The sequence below is a fragment of the Microcoleus sp. POL10_C6 genome (assembly GCF_036701585.1).
Lineage (GTDB): Bacteria > Cyanobacteriota > Cyanobacteriia > Cyanobacteriales > Microcoleaceae > Microcoleus.
In genome coordinates, this window is sequence record NZ_JAUBRB010000010.1 from 88,593 (window position 1) to 107,583 (window position 18,991).

The window sequence follows — 18,991 nt, forward strand, 5'->3', positions numbered from 1 at the left end:
AGAAGATTGAGGATTGTAGATCGCGATCGCACCAAATCCAATTCAAACCGCTCGATTCGCAGTTTCCGCAAGAATCCTCTTAATATCAGCAGGAGTCAGACTCGGATTAGCTTGTAACATTAAAGCTATCACGCCGGATACTTGTGGCACTGCCATTGAAGTACCCGCAAAATATCGATAAGGAATCCCCGGTTGAGAAAGTGGCACAGTTGAATAAATGTCACCAGAATCCGCCGTGCCAGCGTCGCCGCCTGCAGCAACAAAGTAATTAATTGTCTCCGCACCCGCCCGGTTAGAATAATTCGCAAACAAGCCATTTCGGGTAACACCACCGACAGCAATTCCTACCTCATTGGCAAACCGAGCCGGATAATCTGCTTGTGGGCGAGCATCATTTCCCGCCGCCGAAATCACGATCACGCCTTGAGCTTCAGCCGCTCGAATCGCATCCAATTCTTGAATATTCAACTGTAGGCCACCCAAACTCACATTAATGATCTTTGCTCCATTTGCCACCGCATAATTAATCGCATTAATTTCATCCCGAATTTTCCCCACCCCGGCCCTATCCAGTATTTTCAAAGGCATAATCTTCGCAGTTGGAGCAGTTCCAGTAATCCCAACCCCATCTTTTTTCGCAGCAACTAAACCTGAGATATGAGTGCCGTGATTGTTATCATCTATCGGGTCATTATCGTTATTGACAAAATCCCATCCTCGGAAATCGTCAACAAAGCCATTGTTGTCATCATCAACCCCGTTGCTAGCTTTATTTCGACCGATCGCATCAACACCAGTTTCCCCCACATTGCTCCAAATATTCCCGATCAAATCCGGGTGATTGTAGTCAACTCCGCTGTCGATAACTGCCACCACAATTCCGTCTCCAGTCAAGCCCTGGGCCCAAACCTCTGGAGCTTTAATTAAATCTCTGCCCCACTCCTCGCCACCCAAATCGGGAACATCAGGAAAAGTTGCAGTACCTTGAGCTTTAGCAACTGCTGCCGCTGCATTCACCAAACCGAACCCAAAACGAGAGTCAAAACCCTGCAAGTTGCTCGGATTGTTAGGAGAAACAGTTGCAGGAGTTGCAGACAGATTTAGGGAAAAATTTGTACTGCCTTGGTATTGATAAACTCGGACAAAGTAAGTTCCTGCGGCTAAACCGTTGATGTCGATCGACTCCGGCGATAAATTCGGTTGTTGAGAAGAAGCAATAATATCGGTGAAGTCAATAGAATTGTCCCCGTTAAGATCTTTAATTAGAGCAACGTCAACATCCGCCGTCAAACCGCTGACAGTTAATTTAAAGTCGCTAGTTGCAGGCAAAGTAAAGCGGTAAAGGCCGTCTGGCCTGGCGTTGCTAAGCGAGTCTGCGATCGTTTGAGTGCCGCCCAAAACGCCTAAATCGCGAGCTTGATCCAGTTGGTTGCCCAATACGGTAGTTGCAGAGATGAATGTATTGGCGAGGTCTTGTGGAGATGCGTTGGCTACCAAGCCTAAAATAGCATTGGATTGACGAATTTTAATTAATGTATTGGAAATACCGGGGGCGATCGATATTTCTTCGAGAATCAAGTCAGCTTCGGTAAGATTGTCAGTCAGGCCGATCGAATCCACAAAACTGTTAAAGTCAGTAATAACGTCAGCAGCAGCCGGATCGGAGACTGCGGAGTCGCTGCGGAGGACAAAGGTATCTGGGCCCAAACCCCCTGTCAGCGTATCTTTGCCGCCATCGCCGACTAAAACGTCGCTGCCAGAGTCACCGTTGAGGGCGTCCCCTCCCTTGCCTCCTTGCAAGGTATCGCTGCCGACATCGCCAAACAGGAAGTCTGCGCCGGCACCACCGTTAAGTACATCGTTGTCCGCACCCCCTAACAGGGTATCGGAATTGCCACCGCCGAGAATGCGATCGTTACCATTATCACCGCTAATTATTTCGGCATCCGACGAACCAACAATAAAATCGTTGCCGGCGAGGGCAAAAAATCCGTTAGGATAAGGAGTCAAAAAGCCCGGAGTCAAGGCGAAACTATTGGGGCTATCATCTAAAAGATAGGAAAGACCGTCAGGGCTCGGGCCGGGCATAGAAATGTACTCCTAGTGAGGTATATCGATCTAAATTTTAGATTTTAAATTTAAGTTTGTGCTTAAAAATGCCTTAAATAGTCTGTAAGGCGGGCATTACGGACAGTCTGTAGAAGTCTGCATAGGTTAGGTTAAACTGAGATGTTCCACCATTCTCAATTACTTGTTTAGGAACAGGCAACATGCCTGTTCCACAAAAATGTTCAGTTATTGTGGAACGGGCATCTTTCCCGTTCTTGACAATGGTACAAAATCTCAGGTTAAACAGATTTATTCCGTCATATCATGCCGTGTAAATCAACCACAATTCTGCCTTGGCTCATCTAAAATATAAAATCTCAAACAGTATAACTTAATCCCAAATTCAAAATCGGGATCAGAAAATGGGAAAACAACACTTGCATCGAATTCAGAATTTTTTCAATCTCGCGAAATCGCATTTAAAACCTTATTTGCGCTATTTGATTTTGGGCGGGACGTTTTTATTTATTGCCAAAGCTTTTTTAACTCACTGGCGAGAAGTCGCGAATATCCAAATTCGAGCCGAAAGTTTTCCGTTGCTGGCGATCGCCCTTGGCGTCACTTTATTTTCTCTAATTTTTGTCGGCTGGGTGTGGATGTTGATTTTGCGGGAATTCCGGCAACCTGTAACTGCCGCCTGGGCGATTCAAGTCTTTCTCAAAACTAATATTGCCAAGTATTTACCCGGGAATATTTGGCATTTTTGGGGTCGAATATTGGACGCCAAAAATGCCGGCATTTTCCCGAAAGCTGCTACTCTCAGCGTGTTGCTGGAACCGCTGCTGATGGCTTCTGCGGGCGTTTTTATTGGGTTGATTTGTTTTGATAAAATCAATTGGTTGTTGCGGGTTGTTGGTTGTACTGCTATTTTAATGGCGATTCATCCCCGCATTTTAAATCCGATCGTTCTCTTTGTAGAGCGGTTGAAGTTATCCAAGAACAATGGCGCAAATTCAAATACTGAGGAGGTGGCGGGCGAGGAACTAAATTTTTCTGTAGAGTCTACCTCCACTCTAGCTAAAAAAACATCTAATGTCAAGTCTCGCCGCAAAATTAATTTGCCAATTAAACGCTATCCTTTAGTGCCGTTAATCGGACAAATGTGTTTTATCGGATTGCGGGGCTGCGGTTTTTTGCTAACGGTAATGGTTTTAACTCCGGTGAACTTCAGCAATATTCCCAACTTGTTCGGTGCTTTTTGTTTTGCGTTTGTTGTCGGTTTAGTCGTACCGGGTGCACCGGGGGGAATGGGAGTATTTGAAGCAACGGCGATCGCCCTGTTGTCCGATCGCTTTTCTACGGGTATAATTTTGAGTGCCGTGGCTTTGTATCGGATAATTAGCATTCTGGCGGATGTTTCGGGTGCATTTTTAGCAAAGCTCGATCGCCAGCGAAATCAGCGCAGTCAAAAAAGGCGAATTTAAAATCAAATATTTGAGGAAGATAATTTGCTGCGATCGAGGAAACCCTGAATCGGGCCATGTAGTAAAAGCTATAATCAAAGTCCTGAGTTCCAACTCACAGACTGAGGTAAATTACTTGAACTGTGGCTGACCGTGTAAATCCAATCATCTCAGTGGCAGCAAATTCATCACATTACAGGTTCTTTGAAATAATGACTCTAACCTCTGGTTAGCCATGACTCATAACAACAATCGAACGACAACAATTCGTTACCTTCTAATTACATCAGGTGTACTGGCGATCGGTGGATTAGGCTATCTTGCTTATACCATGTTGCACGAACGCAACGAAGTACGCTACTACGAATCCGAACAGCAATGTATTGTAGATGCGATGAACCAAAGCAACGGGTTCACCAAAGAGCAGTGTCAGGCCCAGTTCCAGTACGCAATGCAGGAATACGAACGCATTACGCCCGTGTATCGCACGCAGCCAGAATGCCAAGAAGACACAGCAAGCATTTGCTCGCAGGTATCGAATTCCAGCGCTGCTACCCCCGGATGGCGACCAGAGTTCGGCGGCTTCTATTTCACCGATGATGTCGATGATGATGCCCCTCCAACAGTGGTCAACGGCGTCAACGGCGGCTCCTACACGGTTTATCCAGTGCAACCCGTTTACCGCTCCAACATCGGAATTGTAACTCCAGATAGAACCCTGATTACTCGTCCCCTACCAGGCATACCCCTAGATTCTCCCTACTTTTCCTCCAGTGGCGACACCCCAAATCGCCCCGCAGGCCACGCAGCTCAGGGAACCATCAAAGGACGAGGGAGGTTTGGTAGCACAGTCCGTTCCACGGCTCCTTTGGGAAGCGGAGGAAAGTAACCAAGACCGATTTTTCTCTATTTTTCCATATTCTCCAGTGTCACTAACAAGGTGCTTCATCCATGTATCCCTTTTTGTTTCAGCGACGGCGCAACTGGCAGCAGCACGTATTAGAGAACGCCTACCAATGTCAGCCTCTTGCAGACATCAACCAACGCTACTGGGCAGAAGCTTTAAACCGTCCCTTTGGGGTGATGTTTTCGCGCCAGGAAGAGGCGAGGATCTGGGATGCTACTGAGGCTCTTTGGGATATGTGTCGGGAGTTTTTGGACTGGTTTTTCACCGCTGATGGCCTAGAAAATCGGATGAAAAAACTCGCTATTCCCCCTGCTTTCTGGGAAGCAATTCAGGTTTCGTGGGATCGGGTTGACGAAGCAGAAGATATGTCTCTTTATACCCGTTTCGATCTTGCCGTCACTGAAGATGGAAAAATTAGCCTTCTAGAAATCAACGGCGAAACTCCTCTCTTGGGTGCAGAAACAGTCTATCAATGGCTGTGGTTAGATGACATGAAAAAATCAAGCCGAGATTTGCGATCGCTCCCCAACGATGCCGATCAGTTCAACAACTTTTGGGACGAAGTTGCGGGTCGATTCCGCACTCTAAGTCGTCATTATGATTTAAAGCAATTCGGTCTGAGCTTGTTAATTGACGAGCATCTGTCAGAAGATACCGAGATGGCAGGACAACTGGTCGAAATTATTAATCAAGAATTGGGACACGATCGCTTTTTTACCCAACTTGTAGGATTGCGTAACCATCTGGGCGTGGATGAAGAAGGATTTTTTGTCGATCAATTCAATAATCGGATATTGCGGCTGTGGAAAATCATCGATTGGCTGGATTTGCAACTCGCCAGCCAATCCTTTAACGCAGATGAAGCCCTAGCATCGCGCCTGATAGCAGGGGACGTGAAAATCATTGAACCGCTGTGGAAACAGATTTTAAGCAATAAAGGAGCGATGGTGTGGATGTGGGAATTATTTGGCAGCCACCCAGTGTACGGTCAATTCTTGCTACCCACTTTCTTCACAGATACTATCTCGATCGAATCCACAGCATTACTGACCCAAATGCACGTCAAAAAGCCCCTCGTCGGTCTAGAAGGTGTTGGGGTTTCTATTGAAACAGGCGATTTTGTTGCCGGAGCCGTTCACGCCCGCGAGGCGATGGGCTACGATCGCGAAGGATTCATTATTCAGTCCTATCAACCCTTGCCCGAATATTTTGGCTACCACTTCGTCGTAGGTTCCTGGATTGTCGGCGATACTCCATCCGGCATTGTATTGCGCGGAGATACCAATCCGATCACCGGACGACATTGCTTAATCGTTCCGCATATCGTGAGCGATCGTCTGGTGAATACTTAACTTCTAATCAGAAAAACTATGAAATTACAAACTCATGATGTCCGGGGAATTCCGATTCTTAGCAGTGAGTGGAGTGTAGATGAATTTATTGCCGATGAGTTGAAAATTCCCGAAGTCGCGCCTACAATTCAGGCTGGATTTATGGATCTCCTCAGCCGAGATGTGTTCTCTGAGGGAGACAGTCAGCCACTCTACGAGCATCTGCTATCTCGCAGTTCGGAGTTCTCGTTAGAATTCATGAGTGCGATCGAACTTTGGCTGCAAGACGAATTACGGCACTACGTTGCTCTACGTAAGGTCTATCACATGGTATCAGGTCTGTCCCTAGAGGCGATCGACCAAAAAAACCAGAGTCGGGTGCATGAACTCGAACCGATCTCGTTTCTGATTGAGAACGAATTCACCATTCTAGTTGGTTTAATGTTTGACGAAATGGGTTCCGTGTGGTCTTATCACCGGGATATTAAGGAATTCTACCAACACTATGGGAACGGCTTTGCTCGCGTAGGACATTTGGTGACGCAGGATGAGGGGCGGCATTTTAGGAATGCTGCGACTCTCATCCAACATCGCCATCCCGAGAAAATCGATCGCATCGAACCCTTATTAGAAAAGATTAGCGAGATGGAAGCCGGTCTTGCTTATTATCCCAAGACTTTCTTTCTCGATCACGCTCAGGAAAGACACCGATTTCCGAAAGATTTTAATACCCAGGTGATTCAAAGAATTCTCTCCTTTTTCTAACAGAATTACCAAGTTAATCATCGGCTCAACATTATTATACTTTCCGTGGCGATCGAGCATCTCCAACCTGACGCACCCTACGGGAACTTTCTCTTTCTCCTCTAACTCTCTCTGTGTCCTCTGTGTCCTCTGCGGTTAAAAACTCTAATTCTTATATGAATTAAAGCATTTTTTCCAAAAATTGCTTGGCGCGATCGCACTGAGGGTTACTAAAAAACTCCTGCGGCGGCACATCTTCCGCCACCTTTCCCCCATCCAGAAACAAAATCCGGTGGGCGACTTCCCGCGCAAAACCCATTTCGTGAGTTACAATTGCCATTGTAATGCCCGTTTTCGTCAAAGCTTTCATCACATCTAACACTTCTTTAACCATTTCAGGATCGAGTGCAGAAGTCGGTTCGTCCATCAACAAAATATCCGGTTCCATAGCCAAGCAGCGGGCGATCGCCACCCGCTGTTTTTGTCCCCCCGAAAGCTTAGAAGGATAAACCTGGGCTTTATCTGACAAACCCACTTTTTCCAGCAACTCTAACCCCTTCAGACGCGCCTCATCCTTAGCCACCTGCTTCACCTTGACAGGCGCATAGATCACATTTTGCAGCACAGTCATGTGCGGGAACAAGTGGAAATGCTGAAAAACCATACCCACTTTCTGGCGGATTTTCATAATATCTGCCTTCGGCAAAGTAATATCCACTCCGTCAATGTATATGTGTCCCGAAGTCGGAATTTCCAGTAAATTCAAACACCGCAAAAAAGTAGACTTGCCGCACCCGGAAGGGCCGATAATGGCAATCACTTCTCCTTTATGAATCTCAGTAGTTATCTCGCGCAAAACCTTCAGATTGCCAAAAGATTTATACAGGCGATCGACCTTAACTGCTAGTTTGGAGTCTGCGTTCGAGTACATTGGCCCCCCAAGTTAAACTAAGCACCATCAAATAATAAATTGCGCCGACAAATATCAAAGGTTCAAAGTAAATATACTTTTCTGCTCCCACAATTGTAGCGCGGCGCAGCAAGTCTTCTACGCCAATTACTGACACTAAAGCTGAATCCTTCAGCAAAGCAATACTTTCATTCACCAATGCAGGCAAAATATTTTTCAACGCTTGCGGCAAGATAATATCGCCCATCATCAGTTTGTAGGGAACGCCAAGAGATTCTGCGGCTTCTTTTTGACCTTTATCTACGGCTTGAATTCCCGCGCGGATTGTTTCGGAAATATAAGCCCCAGAATTCAGGAAAAAAGTAATCACGCCAGCTTGCAGCGCCGATATATTATAGCCCGTAAGCTGCGGCGTTGCAAAATAAACTAAAGTCAACTGCAAAATTAGCGGCGTTCCTCGAAAAATTGAGGTGTAAGCAGTGCCAAACCAGAACAGCGGTTTAATGCTAGAAATCTTAAACAGAGACAACACGATTCCCCAGATAAATCCCAGAAATGCCGACAGCAAGGTAAAAGTTAGCGTTACCCCAATCCCGGACAAAATATAAGGCAAACTCGGCAAGATTTTGCCAAAATCTAACCCGAACTTGGACGCTACCGCAGGCTGATTTGCTTGAGCAGGTTCTTGCGGAATCGGTCTAGAAAACCACTTAGTAGCTAGTTCCTTAATTTGACCGCTGGCTTTCATTTGCTGGAGGACTCGGTTGAATTCTGGAACTAATCTCGAACCTTTCGGAAAGGCGATCGCCGAACCGCTTTCTTCAGTATTCGGGATTGTGTTAAATTCCAAGTCCGGGTTCGCTGCTGCATAACCCGTAGCGACAGTATCCTCGATCACTCCTGCCGCGAGACGGTTCGATTTAATTTCTTGAATGATGTCAGGAATCCTATTGAGAGCAGCCAGTTGCACACCGGGCATTTTTTTCACAGCTTCCTGCTGAATGCTTCCGAGTTGAACGCCTACTTTTTTCCCGGCTAAATCTTCAGCTTTGGTCAAATTGCTGCCTTTATTGGCGACGATTGTATTTTGAGCTTCGTAGTAAAGGTCAGAAAAATCAACATTTTTTTTCCTTTCTGCTGTGGGAGTCATTCCAGCCATCACAAAATCGGCTCTTCCCGCCTGCAAAGCGGGAATTAAGCCGTTAAAATCCATGCCAACTACTTTCAGTTCGTAGCCTAATTTTTTAGTAATATATTTGGCAATATCGATGTCAAAACCGATAATTTCGTTGCCGCTAACAGCCGTATCTTTAAACTCATAGGGCGGGTAGTCTGGGGAAGTCGCCAGTGTTAAAGTCTTGTTGGCTTGGGCGTAGCTGGCGATCGCAATTAAACAAAAGGCGATCGCGATCGCCGCCGCCAGCATTGATTTTAATTTTAAACGTTTCATATCGAACATTGTCCTAAAAAATCCCCTCGCCCAGAAAACATACCACAAATCGGAATCAAGTCACGATTGTAAAGGAAGATATACTCCTGGACGCACGGGTTGCCAGAAACCAGGTTTGATGGACAAACAAACTGCATAACTAGCCTTTAAAAAGGGTAAAAAACCCGGTTATAAAGGTATTAATGCGCCCAGGGCTAAAGATAGATAATTGTGCTACCAACTTATATTTAAAAACTGTCCTAAATGCACAATTTTTAACATTTTAGAAAGTAAAGCTTGTCCGCACAACTCCCACCCATGTTGTACCGTTGTCCAAGTTGCGATCGGTATTTCTAATCATCCAGCATATTCCATTTGTATGTGGTACACGGTATTCAGTAGATCAGAGCAAAAGCTGATTGGGCGCGGGTTCCTGACGATTTGTTGGAACTGATCTCGAACCGGATTGTGAATGAGGTTAAGGGCGTGAACCGGGTGGTTTACGATATTACTTCTAAGCCGCCGGGAACGATCGAGTGGGAGTAATACCATTCTCGATTATTGATTTTCGATTTGGATAGATGCCGTCTGTAAGTCCTGTGTTAATTACAGGACTTACACAGAAAAATTATAGTCTAAGAGTCAACTGTCAACTGTCAACTGTGTTGAATAGTGTTGCAAAAATGCTTCCAGTTCTGTCCGTCCTTGTTGGGTAATTGAGTTGTAGAAGACTTCTTTTTGTCCATTGGGAGTGTAGAAACGATAGAAGCGTCGATCTCGATCGATTTGTCGCAGGTATACTAAGGGAACGCCAACAGATGCAAGGAGTCGGGCTTTTTTGCGATCGCGCTCCTGCACCTCTGGGCGATCGTGCCAGTGAGATTGACATTCTATCACCAGTTTGGCTTTGCGACTAGCACCACAGCCGCGTTCCATCAAGGCGATATCGACTCTGGAACTCACCCAAAATTTCCAAAGTTCAATGGGAAGACGGGTGAAAGTTTCTCGACGAGAACAGATCATTTCTAGGGGAACTTGGGGACAGTAACGGAAGCCATCGCCTAAAATCATCTCTAGAATATCGATAGCGATCGTTTCTAACTCGTTGATGATTTCTCCGCTTTGGAATTGCGGAAAGATTTGCAGCGAATCATCATCGCTGTTGAAGTCGAACTCGTCTGAATAGTTGTAAGTGCAAGTCATTGATATAAAGTTGAACTCGATACTTTGAGGTTATCGAGATAAAGTTGTATAGTCCAGAGACAGTAAGTGCAGTTAGCAAGATTCTTAACTGCACTTATCTGCACTCTCCAATAATCCGTCCAGTTTGCTAAAGTAAAGAAGATGACTAGCACAACAACTTTCAGCAGCCAATGACAGCAACTAGCACGAGAAGAAGAGGTTTTCTCCCCCATAGAGAAGGGTTAGCAGTTTTAGACGCCAGGAGACGGGAAAAGGGTTATACCACCTATGACTCGCTTGCAGAAGCAGCAGGACTCAATAGTGACGATCAGGTTAGAAGGCTGTTTCATCCACACTGGGGCAAAAAAATACAAAGGGATGCCATAGAAAAAATTGCTGCGATTCTAGAACTGCAACCTGCTGAGTTTATTGAAGATTGGCTTCCCGAGTCTAGAGGTTCTAAACAAAAACAAACACCTATGGACGTAACTAATATTGATTGGCGGGAAGTCTGCTTAGTCATGCTAGATCTGCAGCAAAAAGAACAGCGAATTAGACGAAAGGCAACTGAACAGGGATTTGAGGTTAATGTTTTTGTACCGCTAGGTTTAATCGAACGCAAACATCAGCAGCGTCGCAGTGGCAATGTGCCTATGGAACTGTTACATCAATTAGAACCGGAAGTTGTTACCCGAATTTACGAGCATGATGAATTCATGACTGACGTTATTGGACAAAACCCTACTGGAAAAAATCAGCATATTGCTATTGTCGGCGAACCAGGAGCAGGAAAGACAACGCTGTTAGATAAAATCGCCACTCACATTCAGGAAAATAATCAAGATTCGCCGATTTGTATTGCGCTGGCAAGTTTGCAAGGAAAGACGCTGAAAGACTATATCCTTCAGGAATGGTTACCGGAAGCTATTTCTCTGGGTTATCCCGATATTGATGTAGAGATGTTTCATGAAAAATCTCTACAAAAACGGTTGCGTCAAGGTGGAGTGTGGCTATTACTCGATGGTGTCGATGAAATGGCTGTAGGGACGAACAGTTGTTTGTCGTTAGAGGAAATCCGAAACCAGCTTACTGATTGGTTGGGTAATGTGCGGGTTGTTTTGACCTGTCGAACCAATGTTTGGGATGCCCGTCTCAACAATCCTCTTACAGGTTTTGATACTTACAAAACTCAAGAATTTAAACCCCCGCAAGTAGATGATTTTATTCAGCAGTGGTTTGCTGAAGCGAAAAATATTCAACGGGGACAGGAGTTACAGAAAAAGCTGCAAGAACCGCAAAAAGAACGCATCCGCCAACTCGTAAAAAATCCGCTTCGCTTATCTCTACTGTGTCAAATATTCAGCCAAAATAAGCAAGTCGAATTACCAGAAACCAAAGCCGAACTATATCAACACTTTGTCCGCTATTTCTATGAGTGGAAACCATCCCAAACGGTTATTGATTGGGCGACTCAACCAGGTTTGCGAGAAGAATTACATCAAGCCCTCGGTCGTTTGTCTATAGCAGGATTGGATAGCCATGCTAGATTTCGGTTGCCGCTGAGTTTAATTGAAAAACAAATGGGCGATAGGCTTTTTAAATTAGCCTGGGATCTCGGTTGGCTGAACTTAGTAGATCGAGAAGCTGCAACAGATGAACCTGTTTACGCATTCTTTCATCCTACATTCCAGGAATATTTTGCATCTTTAGTAATTGATAATTATCAATTTTTCATGGAGCGCTATCGAATCTTTGAAACCCAATGGCTAGAAGTAGCTATATTATGGTTAGAAAGTTTCCAAATTTCAGCACTGCTAAAGAAAGAATTGATCGAGACAATAACGAATCTTAAGGAAGACAAATGGAAAAATCTGTATCGGCTTAAGCTTCTACCATTAAATATAGTTTACTCGTGTCAATCTGGCGACATACATTTTATTAGTGAATGGGTGTATTTGGTTTGCTTGGATGAGAATCCACAAATACAACAATACAAATTAATGTTTCCTGGTTATGAGGAATTCATCATAGAATCGTTAAAATATTACGCTCCCAAAGAAGCCTGTGATATTATAAATGAAGTCATCAATAAGACTGATTTAGAAATATACGAACTATCTAAGCTTTGGGAAGTTTTATTTAAAATCAACCCGCAGTATGAATGCTTAAAAGTATTAATCCCTAAATTATTAAAAGATGATAATGAGGGACGTGCCATAAAAGTAGCAACAATAGCTTTAAAAAATGATAATTTTAAGCAAGTTGCCGTTGATTTTTTAGTTAATGCTTTATTGAACGAAGATGAGCAATACGAATTACAAAATATTTCACTTATTAATATTTTAATTGATTCTAAGATTTTGGACAAAGTGGTTATTGGTAAGTTAATATCATTTTTAAATAGTCAAAATCCTACGATTCAAGGGCTAGCTATTTCACATTTAGACAAACTAAGCGTAAATGATAACGCTTTAGTTAACAATCAAAAAGTATTGGATGCTTTGATTAATTTCATAAATCAAAATCGAGACAATCAAATATGTATTATTGCTGCTGTTAGTATAATCAAGAGACTTGATATTGATATTTCAAAAGTCAACAGAGCAATCATTGATTTGTTAGATAATTCACAAGATTCCGTGATTATTATATTTTTATTTGACTATTTGGAAACACAAGGTTTTATTGCGGAAATTATTAATAAATTAATCATATTAATTGCAAATGAAGAAGACAGATATGAATCTATAGCTTATGCTCAAATGTTAGTAATGGTAAGCTTGAGCTATCCAAAAATTTTCGAGAACCCGTCAATTATTAAAATAATGATTTGTTTGGTAGAAGTAAAAATCGATTATTACTATGTTTTAATACAAATTTTTTCTCAAAGTACAACAATGTATGAGCGTTTTAAAATCGTAGGTTACCAGAGTAGCAAAGATAAGATATTCATTGATTTTATAAGTTTAGTTATAGAAAACTATATGAATAAAAATACAACCGAGGATTTAAATTCAACCACAAGTAACGACACAGAAAATATAGAAGCTTATTTCATGGACCAACAAGAGAAACAATATGTTGAATTTATTTCACTAATTAGCAATCCAGAAAAACTAAACCTTACAAATTTGACCCAAAATCCTTTTACTATGAAATTATCTACTTGCGAAGAAATTGCGGTCGCCAAAATTAAACAAACTAATTTTGAAGTCATAGATAAAATAATTGAAATTATCCAAACTAATAAAGATAGCATATTGTGCTATATGTGTATTGAAATATTACTCAAAATTGAAACATTATTAAAACAATCGATTGTTGAAAAATTAGTAAACTTAATTGTCAATTTAAAAGACCCTGGAATTCAATGTTCTGTTGCCACAGGATTAAAAGAAATTACTCACAAAGCACAACTAAAAAGGTTAGTTTTTGGTCTAAAGGATTATGTAGAAGATGCAGTTGCTAAGTCAGACCCTTATTTATATATAATTGCTTATTCAGTGCTGTGGCATTGTGCTAATCACTTGAGTTATACGGAATTTTATGACGCTTGTTGTGTTCAACAATCCTGTACTGACTTAGAGGCATTTGAAAACATCTCTATTGCTAACTCTTCTACTCCTCAACTCCTCCTCAACAAAGTTGAGCAATCTTCAGTTCTTCAGTCTGCGGTTTCCCATAATGAAGAACTAGATCGAGCAGTACAACTGATTTGTATTGATGGTAGCGAATTTAACCCTCTAGATAATCCTGCCACTGATATCTATATCCAAATGGTAGAGCAAGGTTGTCCAGAACGACAAGAAGGAACACCCACAACTATGCCACTGCTCAAAGCCTATTGGCGACTGAATTTGAGAAACCTAGAAAAACGAGTTGCTTTGGTGTTCTACAACTCTAAAATCGATCGCGAATTCACCGAACCTTTTCTAACTGCACTGAGTGCTTTTGGAGGCACGATCGCAATCATCACCGATCGACCATGCGACAATGTAAAACGCATTTCTCCTAACCATCCGAATCTCATCGATGCAGTTTTGAAATGGCTGCATCGATCGATTTTGGAGGCTTGAATTTTGATTTTGGCAGAAGGCGATCGCTTTTTCACCAACTCAGGCGCGATCGCACTCACTCCCCCAAATCCAACTCGATCGAAACATTTCTTCATCTTTCTCTGAATTAAGAGAATCGTCCGCTAAAACAGAGTAGGAGAATTTCCGCTACGATCGAGAGTAGATAGGCTAGCACCAGATAAAATAAAGTAAAAATTCCATCCCCACTACCCGTTGAGATGGCTGCGATCTCTCGGTTCAAAAGTGGAGATTTTGCTACCTTGGCATTTTCGGGGGGAAATGGCTACAGAAATTCAAAATACTTGGAATTTATACAAATAGAAAGACAGAAATCGACGACAGCCGATCGATCTATTGTGGAAAACTTGCCGATTTCTGTGGAAAACCCCCCTTTTCCTGTGGAAAACAGCAACTAAATTAAGTGCGATCGCTCTAACCCGATTGATAGGATTTAAAAAATTAGAGGAATTGCGGTAAGTAAAAATACTTTCCCGATTCTTCAATTAATCCGTGTATCCGTGTCAAAATCACTGGTTGTGCCTTCATTCTTCAGAATCGTAGCTAATTTGGTCGGATTTGTAAGCCGGCGGCTCAACGTGAATTAAGATGCGTACAGGGCTGAAACGTTCTTCCAAACGGGCTTCTACTTCTTCTGTAATCCGGTGAGCTGTTTCTACATCGACAGCATCGACAATCATGTGCATCTCAATAAATACTTGACGCCCTACCACGCCACGGGAGGCGATCGAGTGACAGTTGACAACCCCCGGTACATCGATCGCGATCGCGTGAATAACTTCCGGTGCGATCGCCATTTCATCCACCAACCAAGGCAGATTTTCCCTTAAAACCTTCCAACCGCTGCTAAATACCAAAACAGCCACAGGAAAAGACAAAAACACATCCAGGAATTGCAGTTGAGGTATATTCCAAACCTGCCCTTGCCAAACACCAATCAACCCGCCGATGACCATAATTGTTACCCAAACATCGCTCATCGTGTGCTGAGCGTCAGCCACTAAAATCGCGCTACCGAGACGTTGGCCAACTCTGCGCTCGTAAAAGGTGACAAAAATATTAATCCCCAGTACAATCAGCAAAATCCACAGTTCATTTGGGGATATTTTGACAACTTTACCCCCGTTAATCAGCCTTTCGACAGCACCGCTGAGAATTTCAAAACAGGCAATTCCCAGAAAAGCAGCAATTCCCAGAGCTCCGAGAGCATCAAATTTTTGGTGTCCGTAGGGATGATCGCGATCGGGCTGCGGATTGGCATAATGATTAGTTACCAATCCTAAAATATTATTAGCGCTGTCCGTGACGCTGTGCAAAGCATCTGCCAGCAAACTGAGGGAACCAGTCAGCCATCCCACGGCTGCTTTAATTGCCATCACCAGCAAATTTAGTAATAAAGTAATTATTAAAACCTTGCGGACTTCGGAACGGTTATCGGCCACCATAAAATCTCCTCGATCGGCCGTCAAGTTTTCTGGCTTCTAGTTTAAAGCTTATCAAGTCATAACAGGTTAAAACTATTGCTGAATCTAGCTTGCGACTAGATTTATCTTCATTAATTTAGCCTAGCTTCTTGAGACAAATTTTAATTAATAGCAGTTTTGCCGCCCAATTTAGCTGGCAGGTACTTCTTTTAGGTTATTGTATATTTTATCATTAACAATTGTATGTTAAATTTCATTGCCCATGTCTCTTTCTCCGCTGACACTGAATTTAGTCGAAGGTTCTGTCTCCTTTAGCTTTTCCCCGCAAGCCGCGCGGGATTTGCAAAGCGAAATTGCAGCTTTGATGGAAAGCTTGAAAGCTGTAGCAGCCAAAACCGCTGGCGCTAAAGCTTCTCCCCAAAAACCGATGGAATATCGGTATGCAGGAGATGTATTTTTGGAAGTTTTCTGCAACCCGAATATCTGGCCAACTCCTTTTGCTGCGAAAGTGCTGATTACGGTTAGGGACGATCGCGTGCGCGTGACCACCGAAGCCGAACTCAGCCGCCTGCGCGACGATCTCGCTCAGTATATCGAACAAGTCGGTTAGAGATTTTCAACCTGAAACCAGCCCGTTTATTAAGGTTAAATTCCCCTGATAATGATTGGGTTTGGTTCTCAGTAGAGTGCGTCAGGTAGACGCACCCTACTACTTTCCGGATGCCACCCTACCTGGAGAACCATTTTTCTTTGAGCCACTGCCGAAAATCCCATTGACCACTGGCTTTGAGCCTTGACTTGTCACCAATGCTTTCCCTCATATATGTTATGCCAGAACGAGGCACAAATGTAGACATTTTAATATCTGGCAATAAAATTTCCCGACCATCATTGTAGACTATTTTTACTTTAAAGCGATGGTAAGAAGACTTGTCCATGCCTATTTTAATATTGAAACGATCTGTCTTTCCAGGCTTTAAGGAATGAGAGATTGAGACGTGGCGTTTATAGTTTTCCCCTGCGACCTGGAATTTAGTCCCATATTGGTAGGTTGGTCGTAGAGGTGCTCCAGGTACAGGTTCAGCATTAGGTGCCCAAACTATGGTTGAAAATTTGACGATTGTTTTTTGTATTAAACCATAAATATTGCATCCTTTGAATTCAAGCTCACCGCGAACATACGCTGCTCCAGAAGTAATTGATGCATGGCGGAAAGCTTCAGCAATGTTGACGTTAAAACTTTCTAAAAAGCTTCCTACACAAACCTCATAAGGGTAAGGTTCTGTGAAATTCACTTCGCCCATACCTTGCTGCATAGGAGTTTGATGAAACCTAGCTTTTAAATCTTTTACATCAGGATCTATGAAATTCACTCTGCCCATACCTCGAGGTATAGGAGTTAGATGAAACCTAGCCTTTAAATCTTTTACCTCACCCCATCCCTCATTAACTATCCAAAAGTGTAATGCGTTCATATGATAAGAGTCACACTTAATGATTGGTACTGGAGACGGATCTAGCCAGCTCTTTTCAATTTCAAAAATAGCTTCTGTGAGAAAAATAGTTTGAGAACTGTTATTAAGTACCTTAAAGTCTAGATTTGGAAAGTCCCAGTTGAAGGGACAATAAGTATAAGAAATTGGTTCTATTTCATCTCCATTCTCAATTTTTGAGAGGTATTCCATTGACTTCTTGATCAGAATACCTTTTTTAAATCTTTCAACCTGATAATGCAGTGATGTATCACTTCCGTAAAAACTTTGATACAAACTTTGATCTTCAGTCATTACTGATATATCAACAATTACTTTATTTGATAAATTTCTTTTTTCGTCTGATTTAACAGTATCAAATTGTTCTACATTTTTAGATGCAGAAAATTTTATAAAGAATAATTGAGCAAGATCAACACCCTCCTTGGCTAAAAGTTTAGGAGTATCCTCTTCACTAATATCTTCTAATAGCAAAGCAGTTATTCCCTGATTGAAGGACTCCTGAACAGAACGACCAAAACCCAAAGCGCGGTAGAATGAAGCTGCAAAGGTAATAGCAGCAGTATCACCAATTGCAGTATTCATTCCAATAGTGCAATCAATGACTTCGGTTATTGCTTTTGCCTGTAACTCTGAGTAACAGGCATTTAAGATAACAGCACGAATATTATCTTTAAGCGTTGAAAATAGTGCTTTTAACGCTTTTATGCCAACAGCTTTAGGTCTTCCGTTCTTGTCAACTAATATGATTTCCCCTTGTTGGCTTCCATGTCCGCTGAAATGTACAATGTCCGGTTTATGCTCATTAAACAGTTGAAGTAAGTCGTCAGGTTGTACTGCCCAAGCTGAGAGTAATTTTAATGAGTCACGATGCTGTGAAGCACGTATTTTTTGGGTAATATATCGAATTTCTTGATCCAGCTTTAGCTGAGTAGAGCTTACAGGATTAGATGCCAAGAATAATATCTTAATTTCGTTCATTATTGATTTACCCTCACTTGAGCTAGTTTATAGAATATTCCGCAACGATTGTGCAAACTGCTATATTGTTGGGCTTCGGATTCCTTAGCTTTAGTTGTTATTGAATTTTCTTGTGGGGTGGGTTTCTAGCCTGCCCGTGGAAGGATTACTGACAAAGGATAGCTATCTGCCGGCGAAGCCGACCATTCCCACATTGAACCTGCATAATTCTTACCACAAAATCCCACATTTGTCAATACACAAGTCAACCATGCAGAGCGAATTCCCCCGGAGCAATAACTCACAATTTGAGTTGACTGCGAAACTCCTTTTTGCTGCAACATAGCGACAATTTCCCCGCGATCCAGCAGTTGTCCCTGTTTGTCCATTAACTGTTTGTAATAGAGGTGAACCGCACCGGGAATGTGGCCGCCCCGCTTTTCTCCGTAAGGCGTTTTACCTGCATATTCTCGCGGCTCTCTCGCGTCAATAATGACTAAATTCTCATCTCCTAAAATAGCTTTCAATTCATCCCGCTGAATTTCCCAACTCGATCGGCGAGATATTACAAAATCTCCTGTTTGCGGTGGATTGTTTGCAGCTTGTACTCGATTAATTCCAGCTTTGATTAAAGCCCTATATCCTCCATCGACAAAAACTGCTTTTTCGTGTCCCAAAGTCCGCAACATCCAAACAATTCGCCCGTCTTCGCCCCACCCTTTCACCGAATCGGCAACGACTATGACAGGTTTGTCTTGATAAATGCCACTTGCTTGCAGTTTTTGAGTTAAAACTGTGTTATTTTCGATAATTTTTCCCTTGTGGGGAAAGTCGGAACGCGAAAATTCCTGCCAAGTTACGGGAATAGCTGGTGGGAGACGGCAACACCACTTTAAAATGGGTGCGCGAGCATCTAGTAAAGTAGCTTCTTGTTCCAGCAATTGCTTAGCTAAATCTGCATTTACTATCCAGTTATTTGCTAAATTACCCAGTAAATTCGACATA

The 18,991-nt window shown here is 42.8% G+C and carries 15 protein-coding genes and 1 pseudogene; 9 read left to right on the plus strand and 7 right to left on the minus strand.

The window, feature by feature from the left end; translation table 11 throughout:
* Positions 1 to 42: 42 nt before the first annotated feature.
* Entirely contained in the window at positions 43 to 2,088 is a 2,046-nt protein-coding gene (locus tag QUA34_RS08210; protein WP_333385546.1) for a S8 family serine peptidase, read from the minus strand.
* 383 nt (positions 2,089 to 2,471) lie between these two features.
* On the opposite strand from QUA34_RS08210, the gene QUA34_RS08215 reads away from it, so the two are divergent.
* From QUA34_RS08215 to QUA34_RS08230, 4 genes are all read left to right on the plus strand, one after another.
* A complete protein-coding gene (locus tag QUA34_RS08215) occupies positions 2,472 to 3,533 on the plus strand; it encodes a UPF0104 family protein (RefSeq protein WP_333385549.1) in 1,062 nt (353 codons plus the stop codon).
* A gap of 214 nt (positions 3,534 to 3,747) precedes the next feature.
* Positions 3,748 to 4,401, plus strand: a complete 654-nt coding sequence (locus tag QUA34_RS08220) for a DUF1190 domain-containing protein (RefSeq protein WP_333385552.1) — start codon at positions 3,748 to 3,750, stop codon at positions 4,399 to 4,401.
* Positions 4,402 to 4,463: 62 nt separating this feature from the next.
* Entirely contained in the window at positions 4,464 to 5,771 is a 1,308-nt protein-coding gene (locus QUA34_RS08225; protein WP_333385555.1) for a glutathionylspermidine synthase family protein, read from the plus strand.
* 18 nt (positions 5,772 to 5,789) lie between these two features.
* Positions 5,790 to 6,515, plus strand: a complete 726-nt coding sequence (locus QUA34_RS08230; RefSeq protein ID WP_333385557.1) for a hypothetical protein — start codon at positions 5,790 to 5,792, stop codon at positions 6,513 to 6,515.
* A gap of 160 nt (positions 6,516 to 6,675) precedes the next feature.
* Here the strand turns inward: QUA34_RS08230 and QUA34_RS08235 are convergent, their stop codons facing one another.
* Both QUA34_RS08235 and QUA34_RS08240 read right to left on the minus strand, forming a co-directional pair.
* Positions 6,676 to 7,425 carry an amino acid ABC transporter ATP-binding protein gene (locus tag QUA34_RS08235; protein ID WP_333385560.1) on the minus strand — a complete coding sequence of 250 codons (750 nt, stop codon included), beginning with the start codon at positions 7,423 to 7,425 and terminating at the stop codon, positions 6,676 to 6,678.
* Positions 7,391 to 8,854: an ABC transporter substrate-binding protein/permease gene (locus tag QUA34_RS08240; RefSeq protein ID WP_333385563.1), complete on the minus strand. Its 1,464-nt coding sequence runs from the start codon at positions 8,852 to 8,854 to the stop codon at positions 7,391 to 7,393. The genes QUA34_RS08235 and QUA34_RS08240 overlap by 35 nt, the downstream gene beginning before the upstream one ends.
* 393 nt (positions 8,855 to 9,247) lie before the next feature.
* Between QUA34_RS08240 and QUA34_RS08245 the strand changes: the two are divergent.
* Positions 9,248 to 9,379: pseudogene (locus tag QUA34_RS08245) on the plus strand (GMP synthase (glutamine-hydrolyzing)); the annotation flags it as partial.
* A 96-nt stretch (positions 9,380 to 9,475) separates the two neighbouring features.
* On the opposite strand, the gene QUA34_RS08250 reads toward QUA34_RS08245, so the two are convergent.
* Positions 9,476 to 10,036: a DUF2726 domain-containing protein gene (locus QUA34_RS08250; RefSeq protein WP_333385566.1), complete on the minus strand. Its 561-nt coding sequence runs from the start codon at positions 10,034 to 10,036 to the stop codon at positions 9,476 to 9,478.
* Positions 10,037 to 10,206: 170 nt separating this feature from the next.
* Here QUA34_RS08250 and QUA34_RS08255 point away from each other — a divergent pair, with 170 nt between their 5' ends.
* From QUA34_RS08255 to QUA34_RS08265, 3 genes are all read left to right on the plus strand, one after another.
* Complete coding sequence (locus QUA34_RS08255) at positions 10,207 to 14,091, plus strand: NACHT C-terminal alpha/beta 1 domain-containing protein (RefSeq protein WP_333385569.1); 3,885 nt, start codon at positions 10,207 to 10,209, stop codon at positions 14,089 to 14,091.
* The gene (locus QUA34_RS08260; RefSeq protein WP_333385572.1) at positions 14,061 to 14,201 is read left to right on the plus strand and encodes a hypothetical protein; all 141 of its coding nucleotides are present in this window, start codon (positions 14,061 to 14,063) and stop codon (positions 14,199 to 14,201) included. The genes QUA34_RS08255 and QUA34_RS08260 overlap by 31 nt, the downstream gene beginning before the upstream one ends.
* A gap of 108 nt (positions 14,202 to 14,309) precedes the next feature.
* Entirely contained in the window at positions 14,310 to 14,507 is a 198-nt protein-coding gene (locus tag QUA34_RS08265) for a hypothetical protein (protein WP_333325658.1), read from the plus strand.
* A 126-nt stretch (positions 14,508 to 14,633) separates the two neighbouring features.
* On the opposite strand, the gene QUA34_RS08270 is transcribed toward QUA34_RS08265, so the two are convergent.
* Entirely contained in the window at positions 14,634 to 15,554 is a 921-nt protein-coding gene (locus QUA34_RS08270) for a cation diffusion facilitator family transporter (protein ID WP_333325661.1), read from the minus strand.
* A 241-nt stretch (positions 15,555 to 15,795) separates the two neighbouring features.
* Here QUA34_RS08270 and QUA34_RS08275 point away from each other — a divergent pair, with 241 nt between their 5' ends.
* Positions 15,796 to 16,143 (plus strand): hypothetical protein, encoded by a 348-nt coding sequence (locus tag QUA34_RS08275; protein ID WP_015174783.1) that lies wholly within the window; start codon positions 15,796 to 15,798, stop codon positions 16,141 to 16,143.
* Positions 16,144 to 16,261: 118 nt separating this feature from the next.
* Here QUA34_RS08275 and QUA34_RS08280 read toward each other — a convergent pair whose 3' ends face one another.
* Together QUA34_RS08280 and QUA34_RS08285 are read right to left on the minus strand one after the other, a co-directional pair.
* Complete coding sequence (locus QUA34_RS08280; protein WP_333325663.1) at positions 16,262 to 18,007, minus strand: CHAT domain-containing protein; 1,746 nt, start codon at positions 18,005 to 18,007, stop codon at positions 16,262 to 16,264.
* A gap of 125 nt (positions 18,008 to 18,132) precedes the next feature.
* On the minus strand, positions 18,133 to 18,990 hold the full coding sequence (locus QUA34_RS08285; protein ID WP_333325666.1) for a rhodanese-like domain-containing protein: 858 nt from the start codon (positions 18,988 to 18,990) through the stop codon (positions 18,133 to 18,135).
* Position 18,991 lies beyond the last annotated feature (1 nt).